We start from the raw sequence: 25,508 nt of genomic DNA on the forward strand, positions 1-25,508 counted from the left end.
GCGCATACCACAGAACCTGTGGGAGCGAGCTTGCTCGCGGTGGCGTCAGCCCTGTCAACACAAGCCTGGAGTCCAACCCCATAAACAAAAACCCGCACAAGGCGGGTTTTGTTTTCAAGCACTACAGCTGTCAGTCAGCCAGACGCCAGGTCGTGCCGCCCTTGCCGTCTTCCAGCACCACGCCCATGGCGGTGAGCTGGTCGCGGATACGGTCGGATTCGGCCCAGTCCTTGCCGGCGCGTGCCGCCAGACGCGCAGCGATCAGCGCTTCGACCTCGGCTGCATCCACGCGCCCTTCGGCGCCAGCCTGCAGGAAGTCATCGGCTTCGAGTTGCAACACACCCAACACGCTGGCCAGTTCTTTCAAACGAGCGGCCAGACCGGCCGCAGCGTTCAGATCACTCTCACGCAGGCGGTTGATCTCGCGGACCATCTCAAACAGCACCGCGCAGGCTTCCGGTGTGCCGAAGTCGTCGTTCATCACCTGGGTGAAGCGCTCGACGAAGGCTTCGCCGCCCGCTGGCGCCACGTTCGGCAGGCCTTTCAACGCGTGGTAGAAACGCTCCAGGGCGCCTTTGGCGTCCTTGAGGTTGTCTTCCGAGTAGTTGATGGCGCTACGGTAGTGGCTCGACACCAGCAGGTAACGCACGACTTCCGGGTGGTACTTGTCGAGCACGTCGCGAATGGTGAAGAAGTTGTTCAAGGACTTGGACATCTTCTCGCCATTGATACGGATCATGCCGCAATGCATCCAGGCGTTGGCGTAGGTCTTGCCGGTGGCCGCTTCGCTTTGGGCAATTTCGTTTTCGTGGTGCGGGAACTCAAGGTCGCTGCCGCCGCCATGAATGTCGAAGGTCTCGCCCAGGCAGCAGGTGGACATCACCGAGCACTCGATGTGCCAGCCCGGACGCCCGGCGCCCCACGGCGATTCCCAGCTCGGTTCGCCCGGTTTGGCGGCTTTCCACAATACGAAGTCCAGCGGGTCCTGCTTGGACTCGTCGACTTCGATGCGTGCGCCGATGCGCAGGTCTTCGATCTTCTTGCGCGACAGCTTGCCGTAGCCCATGAACTTGCCGACGCGGTAGTACACGTCGCCATTGCCCGGGGCGTAGGCGTAGCCCTTGTCGATCAGGGTCTGGATCATCGCGTGCATGCCAGGGATGTGATCCGTGGCACGCGGCTCCATGTCCGGCTTCTTGATGTTCAGGCGCGCTTCATCTTCGTGCATCGCCGCGATCATGCGCTCGGTCAGCGCTTCGAACGACTCGCCGTTCTCGTTGGCCCGATTGATGATCTTGTCGTCGATGTCGGTGATGTTGCGCACGTAGGTCAGGTCATAGCCGCTGAAGCGCAACCAGCGCGTCACCAGGTCGAACGCGACCATGCTGCGGCCGTGGCCCAGGTGGCAATAGTCGTACACGGTCATGCCGCACACGTACATGCGCACCTTGTTGCCATCGAGCGGCTTGAAGACTTCTTTGCTCTTGGTGAGCGTGTTGTAGATCGTAAGCACGTTTATTCCTTGACGCTAAATCACTGGCCCCACGAATCACGCAGGGTCACGGTACGGTTGAATACCGGCTGACCTGGTTTCGAGTCCTGGAGATCGGCGACGAAGTAACCTTCGCGCTCGAACTGGAAACGGTCTTCCGGCTGTGCATTGCCCAGCGAAGGCTCGGCACGACAACCGGTGAGTACCTGCAGCGAATCAGGGTTGATGTTGTCCAGGAAACTGGCGCTGTCTTCGGCCTTCTCCGGGTTTGGAGAACGGAACAGACGATCGTACAGACGCACTTCGCACTCGACGCTGGCAGCGGCCGGCACCCAGTGGATCACGCCTTTGACCTTGCGACCTTCCGGGTTCTTGCCCAGGGTGTCCGGATCGTAGGAGCAGCGCAGTTCGACGATGTTGCCATCGGCGTCCTTGATCGCTTCGTCGGCGCGGATCACGTAGCTGCCACGCAGACGCACTTCACCGGCAGGTTCCAGGCGCTTGTAGCCCTTCGGCGGCTCTTCCATGAAGTCGTCACGGTCGATGTAGATTTCACGGGCGAACGGCAACGCGCGCACGCCCATGTCTTCTTTCGGGTGGCACGGCAGTTCGAGATTCTCGACCTGGCCTTCCGGGTAGTTGGTGATCACGACTTTCAGCGGACGCAACACGCACATGGCGCGCGGGGCGCTGTGGTCGAGGTCGTCGCGGATGCTGAATTCGAGCATGCCGAAGTCGACCACGCCGTCGGAACGGTTGGTGCCGATCATTTCGCAAAAGTTGCGGATCGATTTAGGCGTGTAGCCACGGCGGCGGAAACCCGACAGCGTGGACATGCGCGGGTCGTCCCAGCCATTGACGTGCTTTTCATCGACCAGCTGCTTGAGCTTGCGCTTGCTGGTGATGGTGTAGTTCAGGTTCAGGCGGCTGAACTCATACTGGCGCGGGTTGGCCGGTACCGGCAAGTGCTCGAGGAACCACTCGTACAGCGGACGGTGGCTTTCGAACTCCAGGGTGCAGATCGAATGGGTGATGCCTTCGATGGCGTCCGACTGACCGTGGGTGAAGTCGTAGTTGGGGTAGATGCACCACTTGTCACCGGTCTGGTGGTGGTGAGCGTGACGGATGCGATACATGATCGGGTCACGCAGGTTCATGTTCGGCGAGGCCATGTCGATCTTGGCCCGCAGCACCCGTGCGCCGTCCTTGAACTCGCCGGCTTTCATGCGGGCGAACAGGTCCAGGTTCTCTTCGACGCTGCGGTCGCGGAACGGGCTGTTCTTGCCCGGCTCGGTCAGGCTGCCACGGTATTCCTTGGCTTGTTCCGGGGTCAGGTCGTCGACGTAGGCATTGCCGGACTTGATCAACTCCACCGCCCAGTCATGCAACTGGTCGAAATACTGCGAGGCGTAGCGCACTTCGCCGGACCATTCGAAGCCCAGCCATTTGACGTCGCTTTCGATCGCGTCGATGTATTCCTGGTCTTCCTTGGCCGGGTTGGTGTCGTCGAAACGCAGGTGCGTGACGCCGCCGAACTCCTGGGCCAGGCCGAAGTTCACACAGATCGACTTGGCGTGGCCGATGTGCAGGTAGCCGTTGGGTTCAGGCGGAAAACGGGTGACGATCTGCGTGTGCTTGCCCGAGTCCAGGTCTGCCTGGATGATCGGCCGCAGGAAGTTGACCGGCACGGCAGGGCCGGTCTTGGCATTCGAGGTAGGGTCGACAGTGGGCTTGCTCATAGGATCCTTGAACGTACAAGTGCGTGGCCGTAATGAAGGCCGGACAAAACAAAGCCGCTATCATAGCCGATGCCGTCAAGTACCTGACAGAGCGCACTCTGTAAACCGTCGCATTTAATAGGCCGTAAATGAAAAAACAGCCTCGAAATTCGCGTCTGGCACGCTAAACTGCGCACCTTGGCCAAAAAGGCTGAACCGGTGGCGGGACGAGATGTTCCAACACCACGAATTCCTCTAGTGAGTAACGATCATGACCCAAGTCAAACTGACTACCAACTTCGGTGACATCGTCCTCGAACTGAACGCCGACAAAGCCCCGATCACCGTGGCCAACTTCGTTGAGTACGTTAAAGCCGGTCACTACGAAAACACCGTTTTCCACCGTGTCATCGGTAACTTCATGATCCAGGGCGGCGGTTTCGAGCCAGGCATGAAAGAAAAGAAAGACAAGCGCCCAAGCATCCAGAACGAAGCCGACAACGGTCTTTCCAACGACAAATACACCGTCGCCATGGCCCGCACCATGGAGCCGCATTCGGCTTCCGCACAGTTCTTCATCAACGTGGCGGACAACAGCTTCCTGAACCACAGCGGCAAGAACGTTCAGGGCTGGGGCTACGCGGTATTCGGTAAAGTGACCGCCGGCACCGACGTTGTCGACAAGATCAAAGGCGTGGCCACCACTTCCAAGTCCGGCCACCAGGACGTACCGGCAGACGACGTGATCATCGAGAAAGCCGAGATCATTGAGTGATATTGCTGATTTCAGATTTACATCTGGAAGAGGAGCGCCCGGACATTACCCGGGCGTTTCTGGATTTGCTCGCCGGACGCGCCCGCTCGGCGAGTGCGTTGTACATTCTGGGCGACTTCTTCGAGGTGTGGATTGGCGACGACGCCATGACACCCTTCCAGCGTTCCATCTGCCAGGCCCTGCGCGAATTGAGCGACAGCGGCACGGCCATTTTCCTGATGCACGGCAATCGCGACTTCATGTTGGGCAAGGCCTTCTGCAAAGCAGCCGGCTGCACCTTGTTGAAGGATCCGAGTGTCGTGCAGTTCAACGGCGAGCCGGTGCTGCTGATGCACGGCGACAGCCTCTGTACCCGCGACGAAGCCTATATGAAGCTGCGTCGCTACCTGCGCAACCCGATCACCCTGTTCATCCTGCGGCATCTGCCGCTGCGCACCCGGCACAAGCTGGCGCGCAAACTGCGCAGTGAAAGCCGTGCGCAAACGCGGATGAAGGCCAATGACATCGTCGATGTCACGCCCGAAGAGATTCCGCGGATCATGCAGCAATTCGGGGTGAAGACCTTGATCCACGGGCACACCCACCGCCCCGCGATTCACAAGTTGCAGCTTGGCGAGCAAGCGGCCCGGCGCATTGTGCTGGGGGATTGGGATCGTCAAGGGTGGGCATTGCAGGTGGATGAGCAAGGGTTTGCGCTGGCGCCGTTTGATTTCACTCCGCCACCGCCACTGGCAGCACCCGCGAACTGAAGGCTGCAGGAGATCCCTGTGGGAGCGAGCTCGCTCGCGATAGCGGATTAACATCCAACATCTTTGTTGACTGATCCACCGCTATCGCGAGCAAGCTCGCTCCCACATGGGTTCCACTGCGTTTGTCAGTGCCCCGCGGAAGCCTCTGGCCCGGCCTTCGCCGTAAACGGCGGCTTGGCCAGCCAGACAATCAGTATCAACCCCACGAACATCCAACCCAGCAAGGTGAAGTAGTCCACCGTGGACATGATGTACGCCTGGCTGATCACCATCTGGTCCAGCTGCGTATAGGCCTTGGCCCCTGCCCCGCCCAGGTGGGTCAGCGCTTCGCGGGTCGCCGGATCGAAGGGGGTGATGCTTTCGGTCAGGTAGGCGTGGTGCTGGTCCGCCCGACGAATCCAGATCCAGGTGGTCAACGACGCCGCGAAACTGCCGCCCAAGGTCCGCAAGAATGTCGCCAGCCCCGAACCGTCGGCAATCTGGTTCGGGGGCAGGTCCGAGAGCAGGATGGTCAGGGTCGGCATGAAGAACAGCGCTACGCCGATCCCCATGAACAGCTGCACCATGGCGATGTGCTGGAAGTCCACTTCATTGGTGAAGCCTGCGCGCATGAAACAGCTCAGGCCGATGGCCAGGAACGCCCCGCCCGCCAGCAGGCGCATGTCGAATTTCGGTGCGTACTTACCGACAAACGGCGCCAGCAGCACCGGCAGGATCCCCAGCGGGGCCACGGCGAAACCGGCCCAGGTCGCGGTATAGCCCAGTCGCGTTTGCAGCCACTGCGGCAAGATCAGGTTGATCCCGAAGAACCCGGCGTACCCCAGAATCAGCACGATGGTGCCGTAACGGAAGTTACGATGGGTGAACAGGCGCAGGTTGACCACCGGGTGTTCGTCGGTCATTTCCCAGATCACGAAGAACGCCAGGGCCACCACCGAAATCACCGAGCCGATCACGATGAAACTCGATTCAAACCAGTCGGCGTCGTTGCCCTTGTCGAGCACAATCTGCAGAGCCCCGACGCCGATGATCAGCGCGATCAATCCGACGTAATCCATCGGTTGGCGGCTGGTGACCACCGGGCGCTTTTTCATCTGCTGGGTGACCACCCATGCCGCGAACAGGCCGATCGGCACGTTGATGAAGAAAATCCACGGCCAGCTGTAGCTGTCGGTGATCCAGCCGCCGAGGATCGGCCCGGCAATCGGCGCGACCACCGTGACCATCGCCAGCAGCGCTAGCGCCAGCCCCCGTTTCGCCGGGGGGTAAACCGCAATCAGCAGGGTCTGGGTCATCGGGTACAGTGGCCCGGCCACTACCCCTTGCAGCACCCGGAAGCCCACCAGCTCCGGCATCGAGGTGGAAATCCCGCACAGGAACGAAGCCAGCACGAACAGCAGCGTCGCCCAGACAAACAGCTTCACCTCGCCGAAACGCCGACTGAGCCAACCGGTCAGCGGCAAGGCGATGGCGTTGCTCACGGCGAACGAGGTGATGACCCAGGTGCCCTGCTCCGAACTCACGCCCAGGTTGCCGGAGATCGTCGGCAGCGCCACGTTGGCGATGGTGGTGTCGAGCACTTGCATGAAGGTCGCCAGCGACAGGCCGATGGTGCTGAGCAACAGGCTGGGCGGTGTGAAAGACGCGTTATTGCTCATCGCAAATCCTTTGAAACTCGGCTAGCGCCGCTAACCCTGTGGGAGCGAGCTGTGGCGAGGGGGCTTGCCCCCGTTTGAGTGCGCAGCACTCACAAGATCTTCGATACATCGGAAATTTTGGGGCTGCTTCGCAGCCCAACGGGGGCAAGCCCCCTCGCCACAGCTCGCTCCCACAAGATCCGGTTGATGACGGACTGGCGAATCAGCGTTGCGCGGTCTTGCTGACCGCGGCGCTGTTGTCGTGGATCAACTGGGTGATCATCGCGTCGGCCTCGGTCAGCTGACGGTCATAGACGCTGGTGCTGAACGAAGCCTTCTGCGGCGGCTGTTGCGCCAGCACCGGCCCGCTCTGGTCGTGCAGGTCCACATCGACCATGGTCGACAGGCCGACCCGCAGCGGATGTTTGGCCAGCTCCTCGGCGTTGACGTGGACCCGCACCGGCACGCGCTGCACGATCTTGATCCAGTTACCGGTGGCGTTTTGCGCTGGCAGCAAGGCAAACGCACTGCCGGTCCCGGCGCCGAGGCTGTCGATGGTGCCGCTGTATTTAACGCTGCTGCCGTACAGGTCCGTCTCGATCTCCACCGGTTGGCCGATGCGCATGTCACGCAACTGGGTTTCCTTGAAGTTGGCGTCGATCCACAGCTGATCCAGGGGAATCACCGCCATCAGCGCGGTACCCGGTTGCACGCGCTGGCCAAGTTGTACAGAACGCTTGGCCACGTAACCGGTCACCGGCGCAATCAAGGTGCTGCGGGCGTTGTTCAGGTAGGCCTGACGCAGTTGCGCGGCGGCGGCCATCACGTCCGGGTGCGATGAAACCACGGTGTCATCGACCAGCGCGCTGGTGGTCTTGAGCTTTTGTTCGGCATTGGCCAGGGCGTTTTGCGCCGAGGTCAGGTCGTCACGGGCGTGGGACAGCTCTTCCTGGGAAATCGCCCCGCCGGCGGCTAGGTTCTTGCGGCGGCTGAAGTTGTCCTGGGCCTTTTGCACTTCGGCTTTCTGGGCGTTGACCTGGGCCTTCATGCCGTCCACATCGCTATACAAGCCACGCACCTGACGCACGGTACGCGCCAGATTGGCCTGGGCATTTTGCAGACCGATTTCGGCGTCGTTCGGGTCGAAGTTCACCAGCACCTGGCCTTCGTGCACTAGATCGCCATCATCGGCGCCGATGCTGACCACGGTGCCGGTGACCAGCGGCGTGATTTCTACCACGTTGCCGTTCACATAGGCGTCGTCGGTGCTTTCGCTCCAGCGCCCGTAGAATTCGTGGTAGGCCCAGACACCCGCGCAACCGAGCACGACGACGGCAGCCAGGACCAGCAGCATGAACTTGCGCTTGCCCGAATTGGGGTTGCCCTGGGTGTTTTCAGGAGGTTGAGTTGTATCGGCAGTGGCCATGACAAGTACCTTGAATTAGTGGGTCAGCGTGGCTGGCGTGGCGTTGGCCGAGGCGATGGCCTCAGGCTGGAAACCGCCGCCCAGCGCCTGCATCAGTTGGATCGACAGGTCAATCTGCTCGGCATTCAGGTTGGCCAGCTGGCGCTGGGCCTGGAGCAATTGCTGCTCGATGCTGAGCACGTCCAGGTAGTTGCCGATGCCGGAACCGTAACGCTGGACCACGGTGTTGTAGGAATCCTGGGCGATGTCGGTGGCGTACTGCTGGGCGGCGATCTGCCGGCCGATGTCACGCAGCTGGTTGACGCTGTCGCTGACATCCCCCAGCGCCTTGACCAGGCTTTTGTTGTACTGCGCCACGGCGAGGTCGTAATCGGCGTCGCGGGAATCGAGGTCGGCGCGCAAGCGGCCACCGTCGAAGATCGGCACAGAGATCGTCGGTGCAATGTTGAAGAAACGGCTGGCCGAACCAAACATCGCATCGCCCAGCAAGGATTCGGCGCCGGCAGCGGCACTGAGGTTCAGGTTGGGATAGAACCGGGTCTTGCCGGCGTCGATGCTTTTGCTCGCTGCTTCGACCCGCCAGCGCGCGGCCACCAGATCCGGGCGACGCCCCAGCAGTTCGGCCGGCAGCACCGAAGGTAGCGCTACCGCACTCGACTGAAGAATGTTGGGTCGGGCAATTTCATTGCCGCGGTCCGGGCCTTTGCCGAGCAGAACGGCCAGGGCAATTTTCGCGCTGTTCAAGCGTTTTTCGGCGTCGATCAGGTTGGCCCGGGAAGTGGCTTCCAGGCTTTCGGTCTGCTGGAACTGGTACTGGCTGTCGATCCCGGCAGTCAGGCGCCGCTGGCTGAGGTCGAGCATTTGCCGGGTGCGTTTGAGGTCTTCGTTGGACAGGTCGTAGACGATGTGCGCCTGACCGAGATCGCTATAGGCCCGGGCGACATCGGCGGCCAGCGTCAGTTGCGCAGCCTGCTGGTCGACTTCGGCGGCGCGAGCCTGGCCGAGGGCCGCTTCCCAGGCATCGCGTTGACCGCCCCACAGGTCGAAGTCGTAGTTGAAACCGGTGCTGATGTTGCGAACGGTGGCGTAAGCGTCACCCTGCCCGAGCGGGTCCTGGTCCCGGGCCAGGCGCGAGCGGCTGACACCGGCGCTGGCATCCAGGGTCGGCATCCGCGCAGCGTCGGCGGCGTAGGCCGCTGCGCTGGCCTGATGGGCACGGGCATCGGCGATCTGCATGTCCGGGCTGTCGCGCAGGGCCTCGCGGATCAGGCCATCGAGTTGTGGGTCGCCGAGGCTTTTCCACCAGTCGCTTTTTGGCCAGGCCGCGGGGGACAACGTCACACCGCTGAGGGATTGCCCGGCCTTGAGGGCCTTCGCGTCGAGGCTGACGCCTTCGGTTTTCAGGCCGCTGTAACTGGCGCAACCGGCGACGCTCATGGCCAACAGCACCAGGCTCAAGCCGGTACGCAAGGGGTTACTGCTCATTTTCCACCTACCCGCAGCAGGGTGATCGCGTCACCGGCTGCCACCAAAATTTTCTTCAGGATCAACTCCAGGGTTTTCAGTTCTTCCGGAGTGATGGCACCGGCCAGTTCATTCATGGCTTCGGCGCCGATATGCGGCAACCGCCCGGCGAGCTTCTGCCCTTCATCCGTCAGCACAAGCTGCACCTGGCGGCGATCTGCCTCGGAGCGTTGGCGGGCAAGGAAACCTTTCTGTTCCAGACGATCGAGCATGCGCGTCATCGAGCCGCTGTCCAGGGACAGGTGACGGCATAACTCGCCCGGCGAATCGACGCCGTACTGGGCGATGATGATCAACACCTTGAACTGCGCAGCGGTGATGCCGTGGGGTTCCATGTGGGTGTCGATGATCCGGTCCTTGAGCAGCGCGGCACGCCCGAGCAACAGGCCGAGATGGCAATTCTGGAAATCTTCCGGGGAGAAATGTTTCATCTGACCACCAATTAGCTGCCTAGGCAGTGAATGCATGTCAAGATGTTACTGCCTAGGCAGCGAATGTCAACGCAATAGTTAGCATGCTTGGTAAATAGCTGATCAATGGAGTCGGAATTTGTTGCGGCCACACTGACGCCATCGCGAGCAAGCTCGCTCCCACAGGGATCGCACTGGACCTTGTGGGAGCGAGCTTGCACACGATGGGGGCGACTCGGTTTTAACGAAAACGCAGGCCTAGAAATCCCGCTTGTAGAAGATGTCCAGCGAACTGGCCACGCCGCCGGCGGCTTCGAGGTAGACCCTCTTGCTCAGCTTGTAGCGCAGAGCAATGGTATTGGCCGGTTCGAACACGCCGACACCATAGCGCAGGCTGAGCTTCTCGGAAATATTGCCGCTGGCCACCACACTGGTGGCATCGCCACTGCCCTGGGTGTCCAGCTGGAAGTCCTGGATGCCCAGGTTCTTGGCGATGCCGCTGGTCACCCCGGAGCTACCCATCAAGCCCAACCCGAGGGCCGCCTGGGCGAGCATGTTGTTGTCTTCGCCATTGCTGCTCAGCGGACGCCCGAGCACCAGATAGGACAGGGCCTGCTCCTGGCTCATGGCCGGTTCGGAGAAGATCTGCGTGGTCGGCTGCTCGGCGCTGCCACTCAAACGAATGCCGGCGATGATGTCGTCGGTCTTGCGAATGGCCTCGATGTCCAGGTACGGCTGATCGATAGGACCTGCAAACAGCAAGCGTGCCCGGCGCACCGATAGCCGCTGGCCGTAGGCGCGATATCGCCCATCGTTGAGCCACAGCTCGCCACGGGTGTCCATGTTGTCGCCGATGTGCACATGCCCCTGCACATTCGCGGTCAGGCCAAATCCTGCAAAGCTCAGCTTGTCCTCACCGACCAGCACTTCGATGTCCATTTTCATTGCCAGCGGCGGCTTGCCCTCCTCGGTCTGCTGACCGACGATCACTGTGTCATCGGAGACCTTGACCGTCGATGGCGGCAACTCGCGAATGGTGATGTCGCCCCTGGGCACCAGCACTTTGCCGGCGATGGCCAACTCATCGCCCTTCATCGAGATTTTCAGGTCAGGTGCGACTTCCAGCTTGGCGTAAGGCTCGACGGTGACTGGCAACTGCGAACCCTTGAGCGCCAGATCCACCACCAGCGCCTGGCCCCACGCGACGTTGCCGTTCAGGCTGCCATGCCCGGCCTTACCGCTGTCCCAGCCACCGTTCAGTTGCACGCTTTCACCGGCGATGAGCGCCTGGAGGTGCAGATTTTTCAGCTCCATTGGTAATTCAGGACCAGAGATCTGACCGTCGCTGAGTTGCAGGCTGCCATTGACCTGCGGTGCCAGCAGCCCACCGGAAATCGTGCCGCTGCCATTCAAGCGCCCGGTCAGTTTTTCGACCATCGGCACGAACGGTCGCGCCACCGACAGGTCCAGCCCGCTCAAGCGGAACGAGCCGCTCAACGGTTTGTTCTTCGGCAACGGATTGAGCTGCGCCTGCACCATCAGTTCGCCGAGTTTGCCACCGACGAAGTTGAGCTCGGTGTCGATGCGCTTGGGCGTGAGTTTGCTGGTGAGTTTCAGGGTCTGGTACGGGAAGTCCAGCCACTGATCCTTGTCCTTGATGCGCAACGTGCCGCCACCGGCATCGACGCTGACCTGGCCGTTCGGGCCACTGGCCGGCAGGTCCAGTTGCAGGTCGGCGTTGAGCCGACCCTGCCAGGCGAAATCCTTCGGCAACCACTGCGCGAGGCTGTCGATCGGGAATTGCTTGAGGTGATAACGCAGCTTCGGCTCGGGCATCAGGCGCGCGTCTTCACCGCAGAGGCTGGCCTGGCCGGAGGCCCAGCAATGGGCGCCAAAGGTGATTTTGCCGTCCGCCAGACGTTCGAGTTTCGCCGGCCCTTGCAGCTTCCAGTCCTGGCCACCGGCCTGGATATCACCGCTGGCCAGGCGTCCGCGCCAATTGCCTTTGTCCAGCGCACCGTCCAGACCCAGCGCCAGTTTCAGCTTCGGCCCTTGCAGATCGAGGTTCAGTTTCTGGTTCTTGATGTCGCCATGGCCGCTGGCGGTCAGGGTTCCCAGTAAAGTGTCGCCCGCCCGGATGCCGCTGCCCTTGAGGTCGACTTTCGCCCGTTGCGCACTGTCCAGCGTGGCGTCCAGGTTCAGGCTTTGCAGGCGATGGTCCTGGAAAGCCAGCTGCGAACCTTGCAGGTCAAGCTTGCCTTGGGGCGCCTTGAGTGTGCCGGCGACATCCACGCGGCCATTGAGCTGGCCCCGCAGTTGCGGCCAGAGCTGGGCCAGGCGCGGCAACTTGAGATCGATCTGGCCGGCGAGTTTCTGTTGCAGGCTGCCTTTGCCGCTGATGCTGTTGTCGCCGAGGCGAACTTGCAGGGTATTGAGGTTCCATTGCTCGCCACGGCCATCGGCCTTGGCCTGGATCACCGCCGGCTGACCGCGCAGTTTGCCCTTGAGGTCCAGGTCGGCGTTGAGGCTGAGCACCTCGTTCTTCATCTCGCCCGTGCTGCGCAACGGCCCGGCCAGTGTGCCCGGCAGCTCCGCGACCCAGTACGCCGGGTTGATCGCCGACAGGTCCAGCGCGGTGTCCCAGGCAATGCCGTCGGCAAATTGCAGGTTCAGGTGCCCTTCAGCCTTGCCCTGCCCAGCCTGGAGTTGAATCTGTTGCAGGTAGATTTTCGTCAGATCGCCCGCGAAAGGGCTGGCCAGGGTGAAGGCGCCGGCCGGACCATCCGCCGCCGCGGCGAAATGCCCGAGGTACTTGCCGTCGGTGTAAGAGACTTCGCCGGTGAACGTGCGAAGCGCTACCTGCGGTTCGTCGATGAGCGGATAGAGCCTGTGCCACGGGAAATCCAGCCAGTCGATCTTCGCCTCGGCGCTCAAGCCCTTGCTCCAATCCAGCTGTCCGGTGAGCTTGAGGCTTTGCTTGTCGTTGGCGGTCAGGTCCAGCGCGGCGATCTGCGCGCCCTTGGCGTCGACCTTGCCTTGCAGCGCCAGGGTGACGGGCCCTTGCTCGGCGGGCAGCGTGGCTTTGCCGAGCAGCGCGTAGCCGTTCTTCAAGTCGCCTGCCCCCGTGAGTTCAAGCTGATTGAGTTGCAGGGTGTCCGGCATCTCGGCACTGGGCTTGAAGCCATCGGCGGTGATCCGCACCTTGGCCGGCAGGTTTTCCACCAGCGGTTGCAGTTCGCCGGTCAGTTGCCCGTTGAGGTAACCGCTGCTGTCGGCGTTCAGGTTCAGGGTCTTGAGCAGGTCGCCGTCGACCTTCAGCGCCAGCGCCAGCGGCTCAGGCGTCGACAACAGGGTCAACTTGCCGGAGGCGCTGAGGGGCCAGTTGCCGGAAGGTTGCAACAGGCCGGAGAGGTTCAGGCTCAGATCATCGCGCTGCAACGACACTGCGTCGATCTTCAAACCGGCCGTCGTCCAGTGCGCCGCCAGTTGCAGGCCCTTGAGCTCTTCGCTGCCGTTGAACAACAGGCTGCCGACCTTGATCTCTCCCAGTTCGAGGGCCAACGGTAACTTCAGCTCCGGGAGCGTGATCGGGCCGCTGTCTGGCTCTTCGGCACCCGGCGGGAACGTCAGGCTGACCTGATCGGCCTGCAATTGCTCGATGCACAGGGTCATGCGGGTCAGGCACAACGGCGACCAGGCGAAAATCACCTTGCTCAGTTCAACCCGGTTGCTCTCCTGCTGCCACAGCACCCGGTCGGCACTCCACTGCCCGCCCAGCCGGCCCTGGAAGTTTTCCAGGGTCAAGCCCGGCACGAAACCCAATGCCCAGCGGCTGCCCGTCGCCGTGCCCAGCACCGTGGCCAGCGTCAGGACAACCACTGCCAGCAGCGCCGCCATCGTTAGCAGTGTTGCTTTCAAACCACGCTTCAAAGCTCAGGCCCCATGGAAAAGTGCAGTCGAATTCCGCCATCGTCGTCCAGCGCGTGGGCCAGGTCGAGGCGGATCGGCCCCACCGGCGATACCCAGCGCACGCCGATACCGACGCCGGTCTTGAGGTTCGGCAGTTCGAGCGTGTTGAAGGAGTTGCCCTGATCGACAAAGGTCGCGATCCGCCATTTTTCGGCGATGGAATACTGATACTCCGCGCTGGCGGCGACCATGTAGCGGCCACCAATGCGGTCGCCGTCGGAGTTTTCCGGGGACAGGCTCTGATAGTCGTAGCCACGCACGCTCTGATCGCCACCGGCGAAGAAGCGCAGCGATGGCGGCACCGATTTGAAGCCGTTGGTGGCACTGCCGCCGACCTGCACCCGCCCGAGGAGGCGGTGTTTATCGAACACCGTGGTCAGGCCTTTGACCAATGCCGTGCCGTAGAGCACGTTGCTGTCGGAACCCAGACCTTCCTTGGCCACTTTGGATTCGAATTGCAGGCGATAACCGTTGTGCGGGTCGATGCGGTTGTCGCTTTTGAGGTACGAATAGCTCACACCGGGCATCAGCAAGGTACTGAGTCCCGAGTCATCGCCCAGTTGATAATCCTCGCGCTGCCACTTCAGCGACACCACCCGTTGCCAGCCGCTGGGCAGTTTGCTGTGCCACTCGGGGCCGAGGGTCAGCAGCTTGCTGTGGCTGTCCTTATCGGCGATTTCTTCATTCTGGTAGCCACCGGCAAAACGCAGTTTGTCGGTCAGTGGCGGGTCCAGCGGAATGTCGTAGAACAGCCCGACGTTTTGCCGAGGTGCCGAGACTTCGGTTTCCCAGCCATAACTGTGCCCTTGCGCGTTGACCCAGTGCCGGGTCCAGTTGGCCTTGGCCCGCGGGCCGACGTCGGTGGAGAAACCCAGGCCCAGGCCCATGGTCCGCGGCTTTCGGGTTTCGAGCTTGACGTCCACCGGGATCGCCTCGTCCCTGGACGCCGTGGGTGCCGCGTCCACGCGCACGCCTTCGAAGTAGCCGCTCGATTGCAGATTCTGGTTGAGCTCGGCGATCAGTTCCGAGTCATACGGCGTGCCGGTCTTGAACGGCACCATGCGTTGCAACAACTCGTCATCGAACGGCGTATCGCCCTCGAAACTGACCTTGCCCAAGGTATAGCGCGGACCGCTTTCATAGATCAGTTCGATATCGGCGACGCCGGCACGGGGGTCGACCGACAGTTTTGAACGGGTGAAACGGCCGCTGAAAAAGCCATAACGCGAAGCCTGATTCTGGATCAGGCGCTTGGCGTCCTCGTAATGCCCATGGTTGAGCACGGCGCCGGGCTTGAGCGCGTCGCTTTTGGGAATTCGAAAGGCCTTGAGGGAGGCTGCCGGACCGTCGACGCGCACCGTGACGTTGCGCAAGTGCACCGGCTCGCCGGGGTCGACCGTCAACACCAGGCGCGGCTTTTCGCCGCCCTTCACTTCACTATCGATGTGCGGCTGATAATAGCCCAAGGCCTGGGCGGCCTTGCGCGCCTGTTCTTCGGCGCCACGGCTGAAGCGCAGCAACGCTTCTTCATCGCGATCGCCGAGGCTGCCGATATAGCCTTCGATATTGGCTTTCAGCTCGTCATTGGACGGTTTGATCCGTACATCCAATTCGCTTTGTGCCAGCGCTGCGCAGCTGGTCATCAGCATCAGCACACCGCTGGTAATTCTTCCTGGAAACTTCATAGGCGCGGATGCTATCACGAGCATGGATCATGAACATGGAAGCGTGATAGAGCCTGACATGCAAAGAAAGTTCGCCGTTCAAGCGGTTGCAGTATGTAACACCTGGGGATTGGGGTGAAAAAACACGTGCTCGCGAATCGGTCCTACGGCAACTTCACCGATTTCCTGATAGCCCTGGCGCTTATAGAACTCCAGGTAGCGAGGGTTCCCGGTATCGAGGATCACGCCCTGTGAGTTTTCATCCACGGCGCACCAATTGTGCACGGCTTGCAACAGTTGTTCGCCGAAATGTTTGCCCTGGAACTGCGGATGAACCCCCAACAATGGCAAGACGTGCACCGAGTCGTTCGGTAGACAGGCTTCCACGGCATCGTGATATTCGAGGTAGCGACGGGTGCAGCGAAATCCTGTGCTGAGCACCATGCGCAGGCGCCAGGCCCAACTTTCGGTGACGCCGAGGCGACGTTGTGGCGGTGCGATCAGGGCGATGCCAATCAAGCGGTCGTTGACCAGCAGGCCGATGGCCGGCAGGTCCTGAAAAAAGTGCTGGGTCACCAGCTCGCGCACGGTGGCGCGAATCCGCTGTTCGTAGCCAGGGCGCTCGGCTTCGAACAGGTAGCCGAAGGTCGGCTCGTGTCGATAAGCCTGGTACAGCAACGAACGCGCTTCGCGGGCGTAGCCGCTGTCGAGCATGTGAATATCGGCGATGGCGGTCGAGGTTTCGGGCATGACGGTTGATCTCCCCGGCACAGCTCGGGTGGCTGCGCTCTTGTTGTTACGAGCCTGTTGGCGCTGACACAGTTCCTTACAGATCCGCAATCAGTGTAGGCAATGAAACCGCCTTTGCTTTTGTGGGAGCGAGCTTGCTCGCGATGAGGCCATCACTATCGACGCAAAGCTGACAGGCAAAACCGAATCCCCTCACCCCACACTGGCCCGATTCCCACATGTCAGCTAGCATCGCCCTTTTGCCAGGACTGCCGACCATGAAGATCGTCTCCTTCAACATCAACGGGCTGCGCGCCCGTCCCCATCAGCTGGCGGCGCTGATCGAAAAGCACCAGCCCGATGTGATCGGCTTGCAGGAAACCAAGGTCCACGACGAACAGTTCCCGCTGGCCGAGGTGCAGGCCCTGGGTTATCACGTGTACTTCCACGGGCAAAAAGGCCATTACGGCGTCGCCCTGCTCTCGCGCCAGGAGCCGCTGGCCCTGCATAAAGGTTTCGCCACCGACGAAGAAGACGCCCAACGACGCTTCATTTGGGGCACCTTCGCCGACGCCAACGGCGTGCCGGTGACCATCATGAACGGTTATTTCCCACAGGGCGAAAGCCGCGACCACCCGACCAAGTTCCCGGCCAAGCAGCGTTTCTACGGCGATTTGCAGCAATTGCTGGAAAGCCAGTTCAAGAACGACCAGCCGCTGGTGGTGATGGGCGATGTGAACATTTCCCCGGAAGACTGCGACATCGGCATCGGCCCGGACAACATGAAGCGCTGGCTGAAAACCGGCAAGTGCAGCTTCCTGCCGGAAGAGCGCGAGTGGATGGCCCGCCTGAAAAACTGGGGCCTGGTCGACAGTTTCCGTCACTTGAACCCGGACGTGACCGACACCTTCAGCTGGTTCGACTATCGCAGCCGTGGCTTCGAAGACGAGCCCAAACGTGGCCTGCGCATCGACCTGATCCTCGCCTCCCACGGCCTGTTGCCACGGGTGAAGGCCGCCGGTGTGGACTATGAACTGCGAGGCATGGAAAAACCTTCGGACCATGCGCCGATCTGGCTTGAGTTGAGCTGATTCAGGACCAACCACAATCCCCTGTGGGAGCGAGCTTGCTCGCGATAGTAGTCTTACATTCAACATCGATATTGAATGTAAAGGCCCCATCGCGAGCAAGCTCGCTCCCACAGGGGACCACCACTGCAATTTGTCATTTTTCGGAAACCTTACTGACTTAATCTCCCGACACCTCCTTTGGCTTTATATGGTGCCGGCATGATGCTGCGCGTGTTGTTCCTGTTGATGCTGTGCACGGGCTTGCCGCAGGCGGCCTCGGCCGGCGACTTGCCGACACCCGAACACGGCCCGGCGCTGCGGATTCAGGGTTCCAACACCATCGGTGCGGCATTGGGGCCGGCACTGGTCGAGGGTCTGTTGAGTGAACAGGGCCTGCGCAAGATCCGCCGTGAAACCCCGGACACCGCCAACGAACTGCGCATCGTCGGCGAAACCGTTCAGGGCCGTCGGGTCGTGGTGGAGGTAGCGGCCCATGGTTCCAGCACCGGTTTCACTGCACTCAAAGCAGCCAGCGCCGATCTGGCCGCCTCGTCGCGCCCGATCAAGGACAGCGAACTGGCCAGCCTGCAATCACTCGGCGACCTGAAAAGCCCGAGCGCCGAACAGGTCATTGCCATCGATGGCCTGGCGATCATCCTTCATCCGGACAATCCGCTGAACCAACTCGACACCGTGCAACTGGCGCGCATTTTCAGTGGCGAGGTGAAGAGCTGGGAAGACATTGGCGGTCGCGGCGGGCCGATTCATCTGTATGCACGGGATGATCAGTCCGGGACCTACGACACCTTCAAGGAACTGGTCCTCAGCGGCCACGGGAAAACCCTCGGCAGTGCGGCGAAGCGCTTCGAGTCCAGCGAACAACTGTCCGATGCGGTCAGCGCTGACCCGCATGGCATCGGTTTCATCGGTTTGCCCTACGTGCGCCAGGCTAAAGCCGTGGCCATTATCGACGGTCAATCGCAAGCCATGCCGCCGCTCAACAGCCTGATTGCCACGGAAGATTATCCGCTGTCCCGTCGGCTGTTCTTCTATCTGCCACCCAACGGGAAAAATCCCTGGGCCAATGCCCTGGTGGCGTTTGCCCAAAGCACTAAGGGTCAGGCCATTGTGGCCGCCAACGGTTTTATTGCCCAAACCGTCCAGGCCATGGCCGTTACCCCCAATGCGTTGATGCCAGAGGGTTATCAGGCGCTAAGCAGACATGCTCAACGGTTGTCGGTGAACTTCCGTTTCGAGGAAGGCAGCGCCACCCTGGACAACAAGGCCCGACAAGACCTGTGGCGGGTGCTCGACTATATAAAGCAGCACGACAAAACGGCTGGGCAAGTGACGCTGGTGGGGTTTGGCGATGCCAAGAGCGACCCGGCGCGCGCCGATCTGTTGTCGAAGCTGCGGGCCATGGCGGTACGGCGGGAGTTGGTGAAGAGCGGCGTGGTGTTTCGCGAGATTCGCGGATTCGGTGCCGAAATGCCGGTGGCGGCCAATAGCGCCGATGAGGGAAGGATCAGGAATCGGCGGGTTGAGGTTTGGGTGTATTGAACTGAAATGCGAACAAATGTGGCGAGGGGGCTTGTCGGAACGCCGCACCGCCCCGTTCGGCTGCGAAGCAGTCGCGAATCATCCACCGCGTTGCATCAGAGCTAACACGGTGAATGGATTCAGGCCCGCTTCGCGGCCCCACGGGGGCAAGCCCCCTCGCCACAAATACTCACGGCCCACAAATTCTTTGCGGTCTTATTGCCCGCTACGCATCATCTCCTTCGGCACATATTTGCCGATTTCGAACTTGCCGATTGCCGCACGGTGCACTTCGTCCGGGCCGTCGGCCAGGCGCAGGGTGCGTTGCATTGCATACATGTAGGCCAGCGGGAAATCGTTGGAAACCCCTGCCCCGCCATGGATCTGGATCGCCCGGTCGATCACCCGCAATGCCACGTTTGGCGCGACGACCTTGATCTGCGCGATCTCGCTTTTCGCCACTTTGTTGCCGACGGTGTCCATCATGTACGCCGCTTTCAACGTCAGCAGGCGTGCCATGTCGATTTCCATCCGCGAGTCGGCGATCTTGTCGATGTTGCCGCCCAGGCGTGCCAGAGGCTTGCCGAACGCTGTGCGGTTCACCGAGCGCTTGCACATCAGTTCCAGGGCGCGCTCGGCCATGCCGATCGAACGCATGCAATGGTGAATCCGGCCAGGGCCAAGGCGACCTTGAGCAATTTCGAAGCCGCGTCCCTCGCCCAGCAGGACGTTTTCGTAGGGCACCCGCACGTTTTCGAAATGCACTTCGGCGTGCCCATGAGGTGCATCGTCGTAACCGAACACCGGCAGTGGACGCACGATCTTCACACCGGGCGCATCCACCGGCACCAGAATCATCGAGTGCTGGGCGTGACGTGGCGCATCCGGATTGCTCAGGCCCATGAAAATCAGGATTTTGCAGCGCGGGTCGCAAGCACCCGAGGTCCACCATTTCTTGCCGTTGATCACCCACTCGTCGCCATCGCGCACGGCACGGGCGGCCATGTTGGTGGCGTCGGAGGACGCGACATCCGGTTCGGTCATGGCGAATGCCGAGCGGATCTCGCCGCGCAGCAGCGGTTCGAGCCAGCGTTGTTTCTGCTCTTCGTTGGCGTAACGCACCAGCACTTCCATGTTGCCGGTGTCCGGTGCCGAGCAGTTGAACGGCTCTGGCCCCAGCAGCGAGCGGCCCATGATTTCCGCCAGTGGCGCGTATTCGAGGTTGGTCAGGCCGGCACCCAGTTCGGACTCAGGCAGAAACAAATTCCACAGGCCTTCGGCCTTGGCCTTGAGTTTCAGTTCTTCCATGATCGCCGTCGGCTGCCAGCGATCGCCCTCGGCGACCTGGCGCTCGAACACGGCTTCGGCGGGATAGACGTAGGTGTCCATGAACGCTGTTACGCGCTCACGCAGTTCCTGAACCTTGGGCGAATAAGCGAAATCCATGAGCGAGATACCTTCTTGGGGGAGGTTGTTTTAGGTCATGTATCGATGCTAGAACAGCGTTGATAATTTACCTAGCCTATTCTCGGCGTGTATAAACATTCATCACCGATATATGATCGACTGATCGTCACGGTCAGCCAGCCCACACAATAAGAGAGCCGCGTAATGAATCTGAGCAAGGTCGATCTCAACCTTTTCATCGTCTTCGACGCGATCTACACCGAAGCCAACCTGACCCGCGCCGGGCAGATTGTGGGCATTACCCAGCCAGCGGTGTCGAACGCTCTGGCCCGGTTGCGCGAGACCTTCAACGACCCGTTGTTCGTGCGCACCGCCCAGGGCATGGTGCCCACGCCCATGGCGCAGAACATCATCGGCCCGGTACGCAACGCGCTCTCGCTGCTGCGCGTGTCGGTGCAGGAAAGCCGCATTTTCAACCCGCAGCAAGCGGTCAAGACCTATCGCATCAGCATGACCGACCTGACCGAAGCGGTGATCCTGCCGCCGCTGTTCCAGCGCCTGCGCCGCCTGGCTCCGGCGGTGATCATCGAAAGCTTCCTGTCCAAACGTCGCGAAACCACCAAGGAACTGGCGGCCGGACGCCTCGACTTCGCGGTGGATGCGCCGCTCAACACCGACCCGCAGGTGCGTCACGTCAAGTTGATGGAGGACCGCTACGTGTGCGCCATGCGCAAGGGGCATCCACTGGCGGGCAAGGAAAAACTCGCACTGGACGATTACCTGAGCCTGACCCACATCCATATTTCCAGTCGTCGCAGCGGCCTCGGCTATGTCGACCTGGCGCTGGGGAAGATGGGCATCCAGCGCAAGATCGCCCTGCGCTCCCAGCATTACCTGATGGCCTCGCAAGTGTTGCAGCAGACCGACATGGTCATGACCGTACCGGAACGCTTCGCCCGTCGTAACGATTTGCACGCCTTTTATCTGCCGGTCAACGATGTACCGCCGGTGGAAACCCACCTTTACTGGCACGAAAGCACTGACCAGGACCCGGCGAACCGCTGGATGCGCGAGCAGATGATCGAGTTGTGCCAGCAGGTGACGGCGCAGGAGAAAAAGCTCGAGAAGGTGTAGGGCTTGATACCGAGGTGCCCCCATCGCGAGCAAGCTCGCTCCCACAGTAGGTATCCAGCGAACACAATACTTGTGTCCGACACAGATCCCTGTGGGAGCGAGCTTGCTCGCGATGAGGCCCTTCTCCACACCGGAAAAACCTGCCCCTTGACGTAAACGTCAACCTGCCATTAGCTTAGCGCCATGACCTTTTGCGAGCGCGTCCATGAGCAGCCAGACCTACAGCATTTCCGATCTCGCCCGCGAGCTCGACATCACCACCCGTGCCATTCGCTTTTATGAAGAGCAAGGCCTGCTCAGCCCCGAGCGCCGTGGCCAGGAGCGCATTTACTCGCCCCGCGACAAGGTCAGCCTGAAGCTGATCCTGCGGGGCAAGCGCATCGGTTTCTCCCTGGCTGAATGCCGCGAGCTGATCGAGCTCTACGATCCGTCCAGCGGTAACACCAAACAGTTGCACAGCATGCTGGCGAAAATCAGCGAGCGCCGGGAGCAGCTTGAACAGCAAATGCTGGACATCGAACAGATGAAACTGGAACTCGATACCGCCGAAGAGCGCTGCGTGCAGGCGCTGGAGCAGACGCTCAAAAGCCAGGAAGTCATTCAGTAAAACCCGACCCCTTGTAGGAGCGAGCCTGCTCGCGATGGTCGTTAACGATAACGCGTGTTTGCTGGATAAACACGGTGCCTGGGAGCCCATCGCGAGCAGGCTCGCTCCTACAGGGTTCTCCGAACAATCAGCACAGGTCGAACCCCATGCCCCTCCCCACCCACGTACGCATTGTCGAAGTCGGCCCACGCGACGGCCTGCAAAATGAAGCCCAACCCATCAGTGTTACCGATAAGGTGCAACTGGTCGACGCACTGACCGCAGCCGGGCTCGGCTATATCGAAGTCGGCAGTTTCGTTTCGCCCAAGTGGGTGCCGCAGATGGCCGGCTCCGCCGAGGTCTTCGCGCAGATCCAGCGCAAACCGGGCGTGGTCTATGGCGCGCTCGCCCCCAACTTGCGCGGTTTCGAAGATGCCCTCGCCGCCGGGGTCAAGGAAGTGGCCGTATTCGCGGCGGCGTCCGAAGCGTTTTCCCGGCGCAACATCAATTGCTCGATCAGCGAAAGCCTGGAGCGTTTCGGACCGATCATGGACGCCGCCAGACAACATGGGGTGACTGTGCGCGGGTATGTGTCCTGCGTGCTGGGCTGCCCCTATGAAGGTCATGTCGCCCCGGAGCAGGTCGCCATGGTCGCCCGCGAGCTGTATGCCATGGGCTGCTATGAGGTCTCGCTGGGGGACACCATCGGCACCGGCACCGCTGGCGCAACCCGCAAGATGTTTGAAGTGGTATCGAAGGAGGTGCCCCGGGAGAAACTCGCCGGGCACTTCCACGACACCTACGGCCAGGCTGTGGCCAATATCTACGCCAGCCTGCTGGAAGGCATCTCGGTGTTCGACAGCTCCATCGCAGGTCTCGGCGGCTGCCCCTACGCCAAGGGCGCCAGCGGTAACGTCGCCACCGAAGACGTGGTTTACCTGCTCAACGGCCTGGGCATCGACACCGGAATCGACCTCGACGCCTTGATGCTCGCCGGCCAGCAGATTTGCACGGTGTTGGGTCGCCCTACCGGCTCCCGCGTGGCCAAGGCCCGCAGCGCACAGTGAGTGCGCTGAGTGTGTCCGGGTGTTACCGCACGGACTCAAACGTGGGCACAAGCGAGTAACACGGAAACAAAATGTAGGGTTTTGCCTGAGGCGCAAAACCCTACAAATTTTCAAACCATTGATTTTAAAGGCTTTTATAAAGTTGGCACGCCTCATGCTATATCTATCGCATAACAAGAATAAAAAAATTGCAGCAAACCTAATAAAAACAAGACGTAACGACTCTGACATAACAAAAACAACACGGCAGAGACGCAGCTAACAGATTTTTTTGGAGAAGATGTGCTTTTCAGGGTGCTTTTCGGAGTTACCCGCAACCGGGCAGAGAATAATAAAACTACCTTCAGGTAGCTCCCGAACTGGTTGGATCGCTCAGCGAGAAAGTAGATCAGCGCTCAAAAAAATACGTTTGCTCTTGATCCCGAATGGGGATCGCCAAAAACAGCGGTAAAGGGCAACGGTTGCCAAAAACAAAAACAGACCGACCCTCAATAATAAAAAAAGAGCACGCGCAACGAAAATTAAAGGGGAGCTTCGGCTCCCCTTTGTGCTGTCTGCGATTCTGAAAACTCTGCAAGACACTGTGGGAGCGAGCTTGCTCGCGATGGCGGTGGATCAGTCAGCACAAATGTTGAATGTCACACCCTCATCGCGAGCAAGCTCGCTCCCACAGGTTTCCTCTTCATTCCTGCTTTTCGCGCAACTCCTCGATACTGATCTCGCGCATCCGGAATTTCTGGATCTTGCCAGTCACCGTCATCGGAAACTCCTCGACGAACTTGAAGTAACGCGGCGTCTTGAAGTGCGCGATGCGCTCCTTGCACCAGGCTTGCAGCTCTTGCTCGGTGGCGCCGTGACCGGGGTGGAACTTGATCCAGGCGACGATCTCTTCGCCGTAGCGCGAGCAGGGAATGCCGATCACCTGCACATCCGCAACGGCCGGATGAGTGAAGAAAAATTCTTCCAGCTCCCGCGGGTAAATATTCTCACCACCACGGATGATCATGTCCTTGTTGCGCCCGGCGATGCACACGTAACCCTCGTCGTTCATGCTCGCCAGGTCACCGGTATGCATCCACCCAGCCTGATCGATGGCGTCCGCCGTGCCTTCAGGGTTGTTCCAATAGCCGAGCATCACGCTGTAACCGCGGGTGCATAGCTCACCGATGGTGCCACGCGGCACCAGGTTGCCCGCTTCGTCGATGATCTTGCTTTCCAGTTGCGGCTGGGTGCGGCCGACGGTGGTCACGCGCAGTTCCAGGTCGTCCGAAGGACCGGTCTGCAACGACACCGGACTGGTTTCCGTCATGCCGTAGGCAATCTGCACTTCGCTCATGTGCATTTCGCTGATGACCCGGCGCATCACCTCGATAGGGCAGGTTGCGCCCGCCATGATCCCGGTGCGCAGGCTCGACAGGTCGAACCCGGCACGCTGAGGTTGATCGAGCATGGCGATGAACATGGTCGGTACGCCGTACAGCGCGGTGGCCTTTTCTTCAGCCACAGTGCCCAGGGTCAGCAACGGATCGAACGCGTCGTTCGGGTAAATCATCGTACTGCCATGGGTGATGCACCCAAGATTGCCCATGACCATGCCGAAGCAGTGATACAGCGGCACCGGGATCACCAGGCGATCGGCCGCCGTCAAGCCCAGGCTTTCGCCAACCATGTAACCGTTGTTGAGAATGTTGTAGTGACTGAGGGTCGCGCCCTTGGGAAAACCGGTGGTGCCAGAGGTGTACTGGATATTCACCGCCTGGTCGAAATGCAGGCTTTCCTGACGCTCGCGCAATTGTTCAGTAGACACGCCGCCAGCCAGATCCGTCAGTTGCGACCATGGCAGGAAACCGCTGGGCGGCTGCACATCCAGGCTGATCACGCCGCGCAACTCCGGCAACCGCTCGCTGAGCAATTTGCCGATGGACTGCTCCGCCAGTTCCGGCACCAGGCCCTGCACCATGGCGTGATAGTTCGAGGTCTTGAAGGCCCCGGCACACACCAGCCATTGGCAGCCGGATTGCTTCAACACGTATTCGAGTTCGGAACTGCGATACGCCGGATTGATGTTGACCAGGATCACGCCGATTTTCGCGGTGGCAATTTGACTGATGCACCACTGCGCACAGTTCGGCGCCCAGATACCGAGGCGGTCCCCGGCTTGCAGCCCCAGCGCCAGCAGTGCCCTGGCGTGCAGGTCCGCGGCCTCGGCCAATTGCTGCCAGGTGTAACGCAGCTGTTGATGGCGCACCACCAGCGCCTCCCCGTCCGGGTACTGCGCAACCGTGTTGTCGAACGCCTGGCCGATGGTCATCGCCAGCAAGGCTTTGTCCTGGGAACCACGGGTGTAACTGCGTTGCGGGCTTGCACTGGGTTGATCCATGACGACCCCTATTGTCTTTATTTTGTAGGAGCGAGCTCGCTCGCGAAGAACGTCAAGGCACCGCGTTTATCCAGACAACACGGGGTATCGTTGACGTCCTTCGCGAGCAAGCTCGTTCCTACAGAATCACCCAAGTTGACGTTTACGTAAAGGGTGATTGACAGCCATTCGTCACAGGCTTACGTTAACGTAAAGGTGAGAACCCAATCACGGCCTCCCCACCCTACAAAAA

At 60.8% G+C, this 25,508-nt stretch carries 18 protein-coding genes; 7 read left to right on the top strand and 11 right to left on the bottom strand.

Annotated features, from left to right (window positions below; all coding sequences use genetic code 11):
• Positions 1–130: 130 nt before the first annotated feature.
• Both cysS and J4D25_RS15630 read right to left on the bottom strand, forming a co-directional pair.
• Positions 131–1,513 carry a cysteine--tRNA ligase gene (gene cysS / locus J4D25_RS15625; RefSeq protein WP_007970481.1) on the bottom strand — a complete coding sequence of 461 codons (1,383 nt, stop codon included), beginning with the start codon at positions 1,511–1,513 and terminating at the stop codon, positions 131–133.
• Between the two features lie 20 nt (positions 1,514–1,533).
• The gene (locus J4D25_RS15630) at positions 1,534–3,231 is read right to left on the bottom strand and encodes a glutamine--tRNA ligase/YqeY domain fusion protein (RefSeq protein ID WP_057714143.1); all 1,698 of its coding nucleotides are present in this window, start codon (positions 3,229–3,231) and stop codon (positions 1,534–1,536) included.
• Positions 3,232–3,481: 250 nt separating this feature from the next.
• On the opposite strand from J4D25_RS15630, the gene J4D25_RS15635 reads away from it, so the two are divergent.
• Together J4D25_RS15635 and lpxH are read left to right on the top strand one after the other, a co-directional pair.
• A complete protein-coding gene (locus J4D25_RS15635; protein ID WP_008053603.1) occupies positions 3,482–3,985 on the top strand; it encodes a peptidylprolyl isomerase in 504 nt (167 codons plus the stop codon).
• Positions 3,982–4,734, top strand: a complete 753-nt coding sequence (gene lpxH, locus J4D25_RS15640; RefSeq protein ID WP_057714142.1) for a UDP-2,3-diacylglucosamine diphosphatase — start codon at positions 3,982–3,984, stop codon at positions 4,732–4,734. The genes J4D25_RS15635 and lpxH overlap by 4 nt, the downstream gene beginning before the upstream one ends.
• Before the next feature lie 125 nt (positions 4,735–4,859).
• Here the strand turns inward: lpxH and J4D25_RS15645 are convergent, their stop codons facing one another.
• The 7 genes from J4D25_RS15645 to J4D25_RS15675 all read right to left on the bottom strand — a co-directional run bounded on the left by J4D25_RS15645 (position 4,860) and on the right by J4D25_RS15675 (position 16,114).
• Positions 4,860–6,392: a DHA2 family efflux MFS transporter permease subunit gene (locus J4D25_RS15645; RefSeq protein WP_057714141.1), complete on the bottom strand. Its 1,533-nt coding sequence runs from the start codon at positions 6,390–6,392 to the stop codon at positions 4,860–4,862.
• A 202-nt stretch (positions 6,393–6,594) separates the two neighbouring features.
• Complete coding sequence (locus tag J4D25_RS15650; RefSeq protein WP_057714140.1) at positions 6,595–7,797, bottom strand: efflux RND transporter periplasmic adaptor subunit; 1,203 nt, start codon at positions 7,795–7,797, stop codon at positions 6,595–6,597.
• Positions 7,798–7,812: 15 nt separating this feature from the next.
• Positions 7,813–9,282, bottom strand: a complete 1,470-nt coding sequence (locus tag J4D25_RS15655) for an efflux transporter outer membrane subunit (protein ID WP_057714139.1) — start codon at positions 9,280–9,282, stop codon at positions 7,813–7,815.
• Positions 9,279–9,752 (bottom strand): MarR family winged helix-turn-helix transcriptional regulator, encoded by a 474-nt coding sequence (locus J4D25_RS15660; protein ID WP_057714138.1) that lies wholly within the window; start codon positions 9,750–9,752, stop codon positions 9,279–9,281. Before J4D25_RS15660 ends, J4D25_RS15655 begins: the two co-directional genes overlap by 4 nt.
• A gap of 237 nt (positions 9,753–9,989) precedes the next feature.
• Complete coding sequence (locus J4D25_RS15665) at positions 9,990–13,661, bottom strand: translocation/assembly module TamB domain-containing protein (RefSeq protein WP_057714137.1); 3,672 nt, start codon at positions 13,659–13,661, stop codon at positions 9,990–9,992.
• Positions 13,658–15,385: an autotransporter assembly complex family protein gene (locus J4D25_RS15670; protein WP_057714136.1), complete on the bottom strand. Its 1,728-nt coding sequence runs from the start codon at positions 15,383–15,385 to the stop codon at positions 13,658–13,660. Before J4D25_RS15670 ends, J4D25_RS15665 begins: the two co-directional genes overlap by 4 nt.
• A 78-nt stretch (positions 15,386–15,463) precedes the next feature.
• Positions 15,464–16,114, bottom strand: coding sequence for an N-acetyltransferase (locus J4D25_RS15675; RefSeq protein ID WP_057714135.1), 651 nt, complete (start codon positions 16,112–16,114; stop codon positions 15,464–15,466).
• A gap of 257 nt (positions 16,115–16,371) precedes the next feature.
• Between J4D25_RS15675 and xthA the strand changes: the two genes are divergently transcribed.
• A complete protein-coding gene (gene xthA / locus J4D25_RS15680; protein ID WP_057714133.1) occupies positions 16,372–17,184 on the top strand; it encodes an exodeoxyribonuclease III in 813 nt (270 codons plus the stop codon).
• A gap of 198 nt (positions 17,185–17,382) precedes the next feature.
• The gene (locus J4D25_RS15685) at positions 17,383–18,723 is read left to right on the top strand and encodes a phosphate ABC transporter substrate-binding/OmpA family protein (RefSeq protein WP_057714132.1); all 1,341 of its coding nucleotides are present in this window, start codon (positions 17,383–17,385) and stop codon (positions 18,721–18,723) included.
• Between the two features lie 195 nt (positions 18,724–18,918).
• Here the strand turns inward: J4D25_RS15685 and J4D25_RS15690 are convergent, their stop codons facing one another.
• Complete coding sequence (locus J4D25_RS15690) at positions 18,919–20,148, bottom strand: acyl-CoA dehydrogenase (protein WP_057714131.1); 1,230 nt, start codon at positions 20,146–20,148, stop codon at positions 18,919–18,921.
• A gap of 165 nt (positions 20,149–20,313) precedes the next feature.
• On the opposite strand from J4D25_RS15690, the gene J4D25_RS15695 reads away from it, so the two are divergent.
• The 3 genes from J4D25_RS15695 (at position 20,314) to J4D25_RS15705 (ending at position 22,896) form a co-directional block, all read left to right on the top strand.
• Positions 20,314–21,243, top strand: a complete 930-nt coding sequence (locus J4D25_RS15695) for a LysR family transcriptional regulator (protein WP_057714130.1) — start codon at positions 20,314–20,316, stop codon at positions 21,241–21,243.
• 205 nt (positions 21,244–21,448) lie between these two features.
• Positions 21,449–21,850, top strand: coding sequence for a MerR family DNA-binding transcriptional regulator (locus J4D25_RS15700; RefSeq protein ID WP_057714129.1), 402 nt, complete (start codon positions 21,449–21,451; stop codon positions 21,848–21,850).
• A 146-nt stretch (positions 21,851–21,996) separates the two neighbouring features.
• Complete coding sequence (locus tag J4D25_RS15705; protein WP_057714128.1) at positions 21,997–22,896, top strand: hydroxymethylglutaryl-CoA lyase; 900 nt, start codon at positions 21,997–21,999, stop codon at positions 22,894–22,896.
• Positions 22,897–23,578: 682 nt separating this feature from the next.
• Here the strand turns inward: J4D25_RS15705 and J4D25_RS15710 are convergent.
• On the bottom strand, positions 23,579–25,276 hold the full coding sequence (locus tag J4D25_RS15710) for an AMP-binding protein (RefSeq protein ID WP_057714127.1): 1,698 nt from the start codon (positions 25,274–25,276) through the stop codon (positions 23,579–23,581).
• Positions 25,277–25,508 lie beyond the last annotated feature (232 nt).

This window comes from Pseudomonas sp. GW456-L13, assembly GCF_017350115.1.
GTDB lineage: Bacteria > Pseudomonadota > Gammaproteobacteria > Pseudomonadales > Pseudomonadaceae > Aquipseudomonas > Aquipseudomonas jessenii.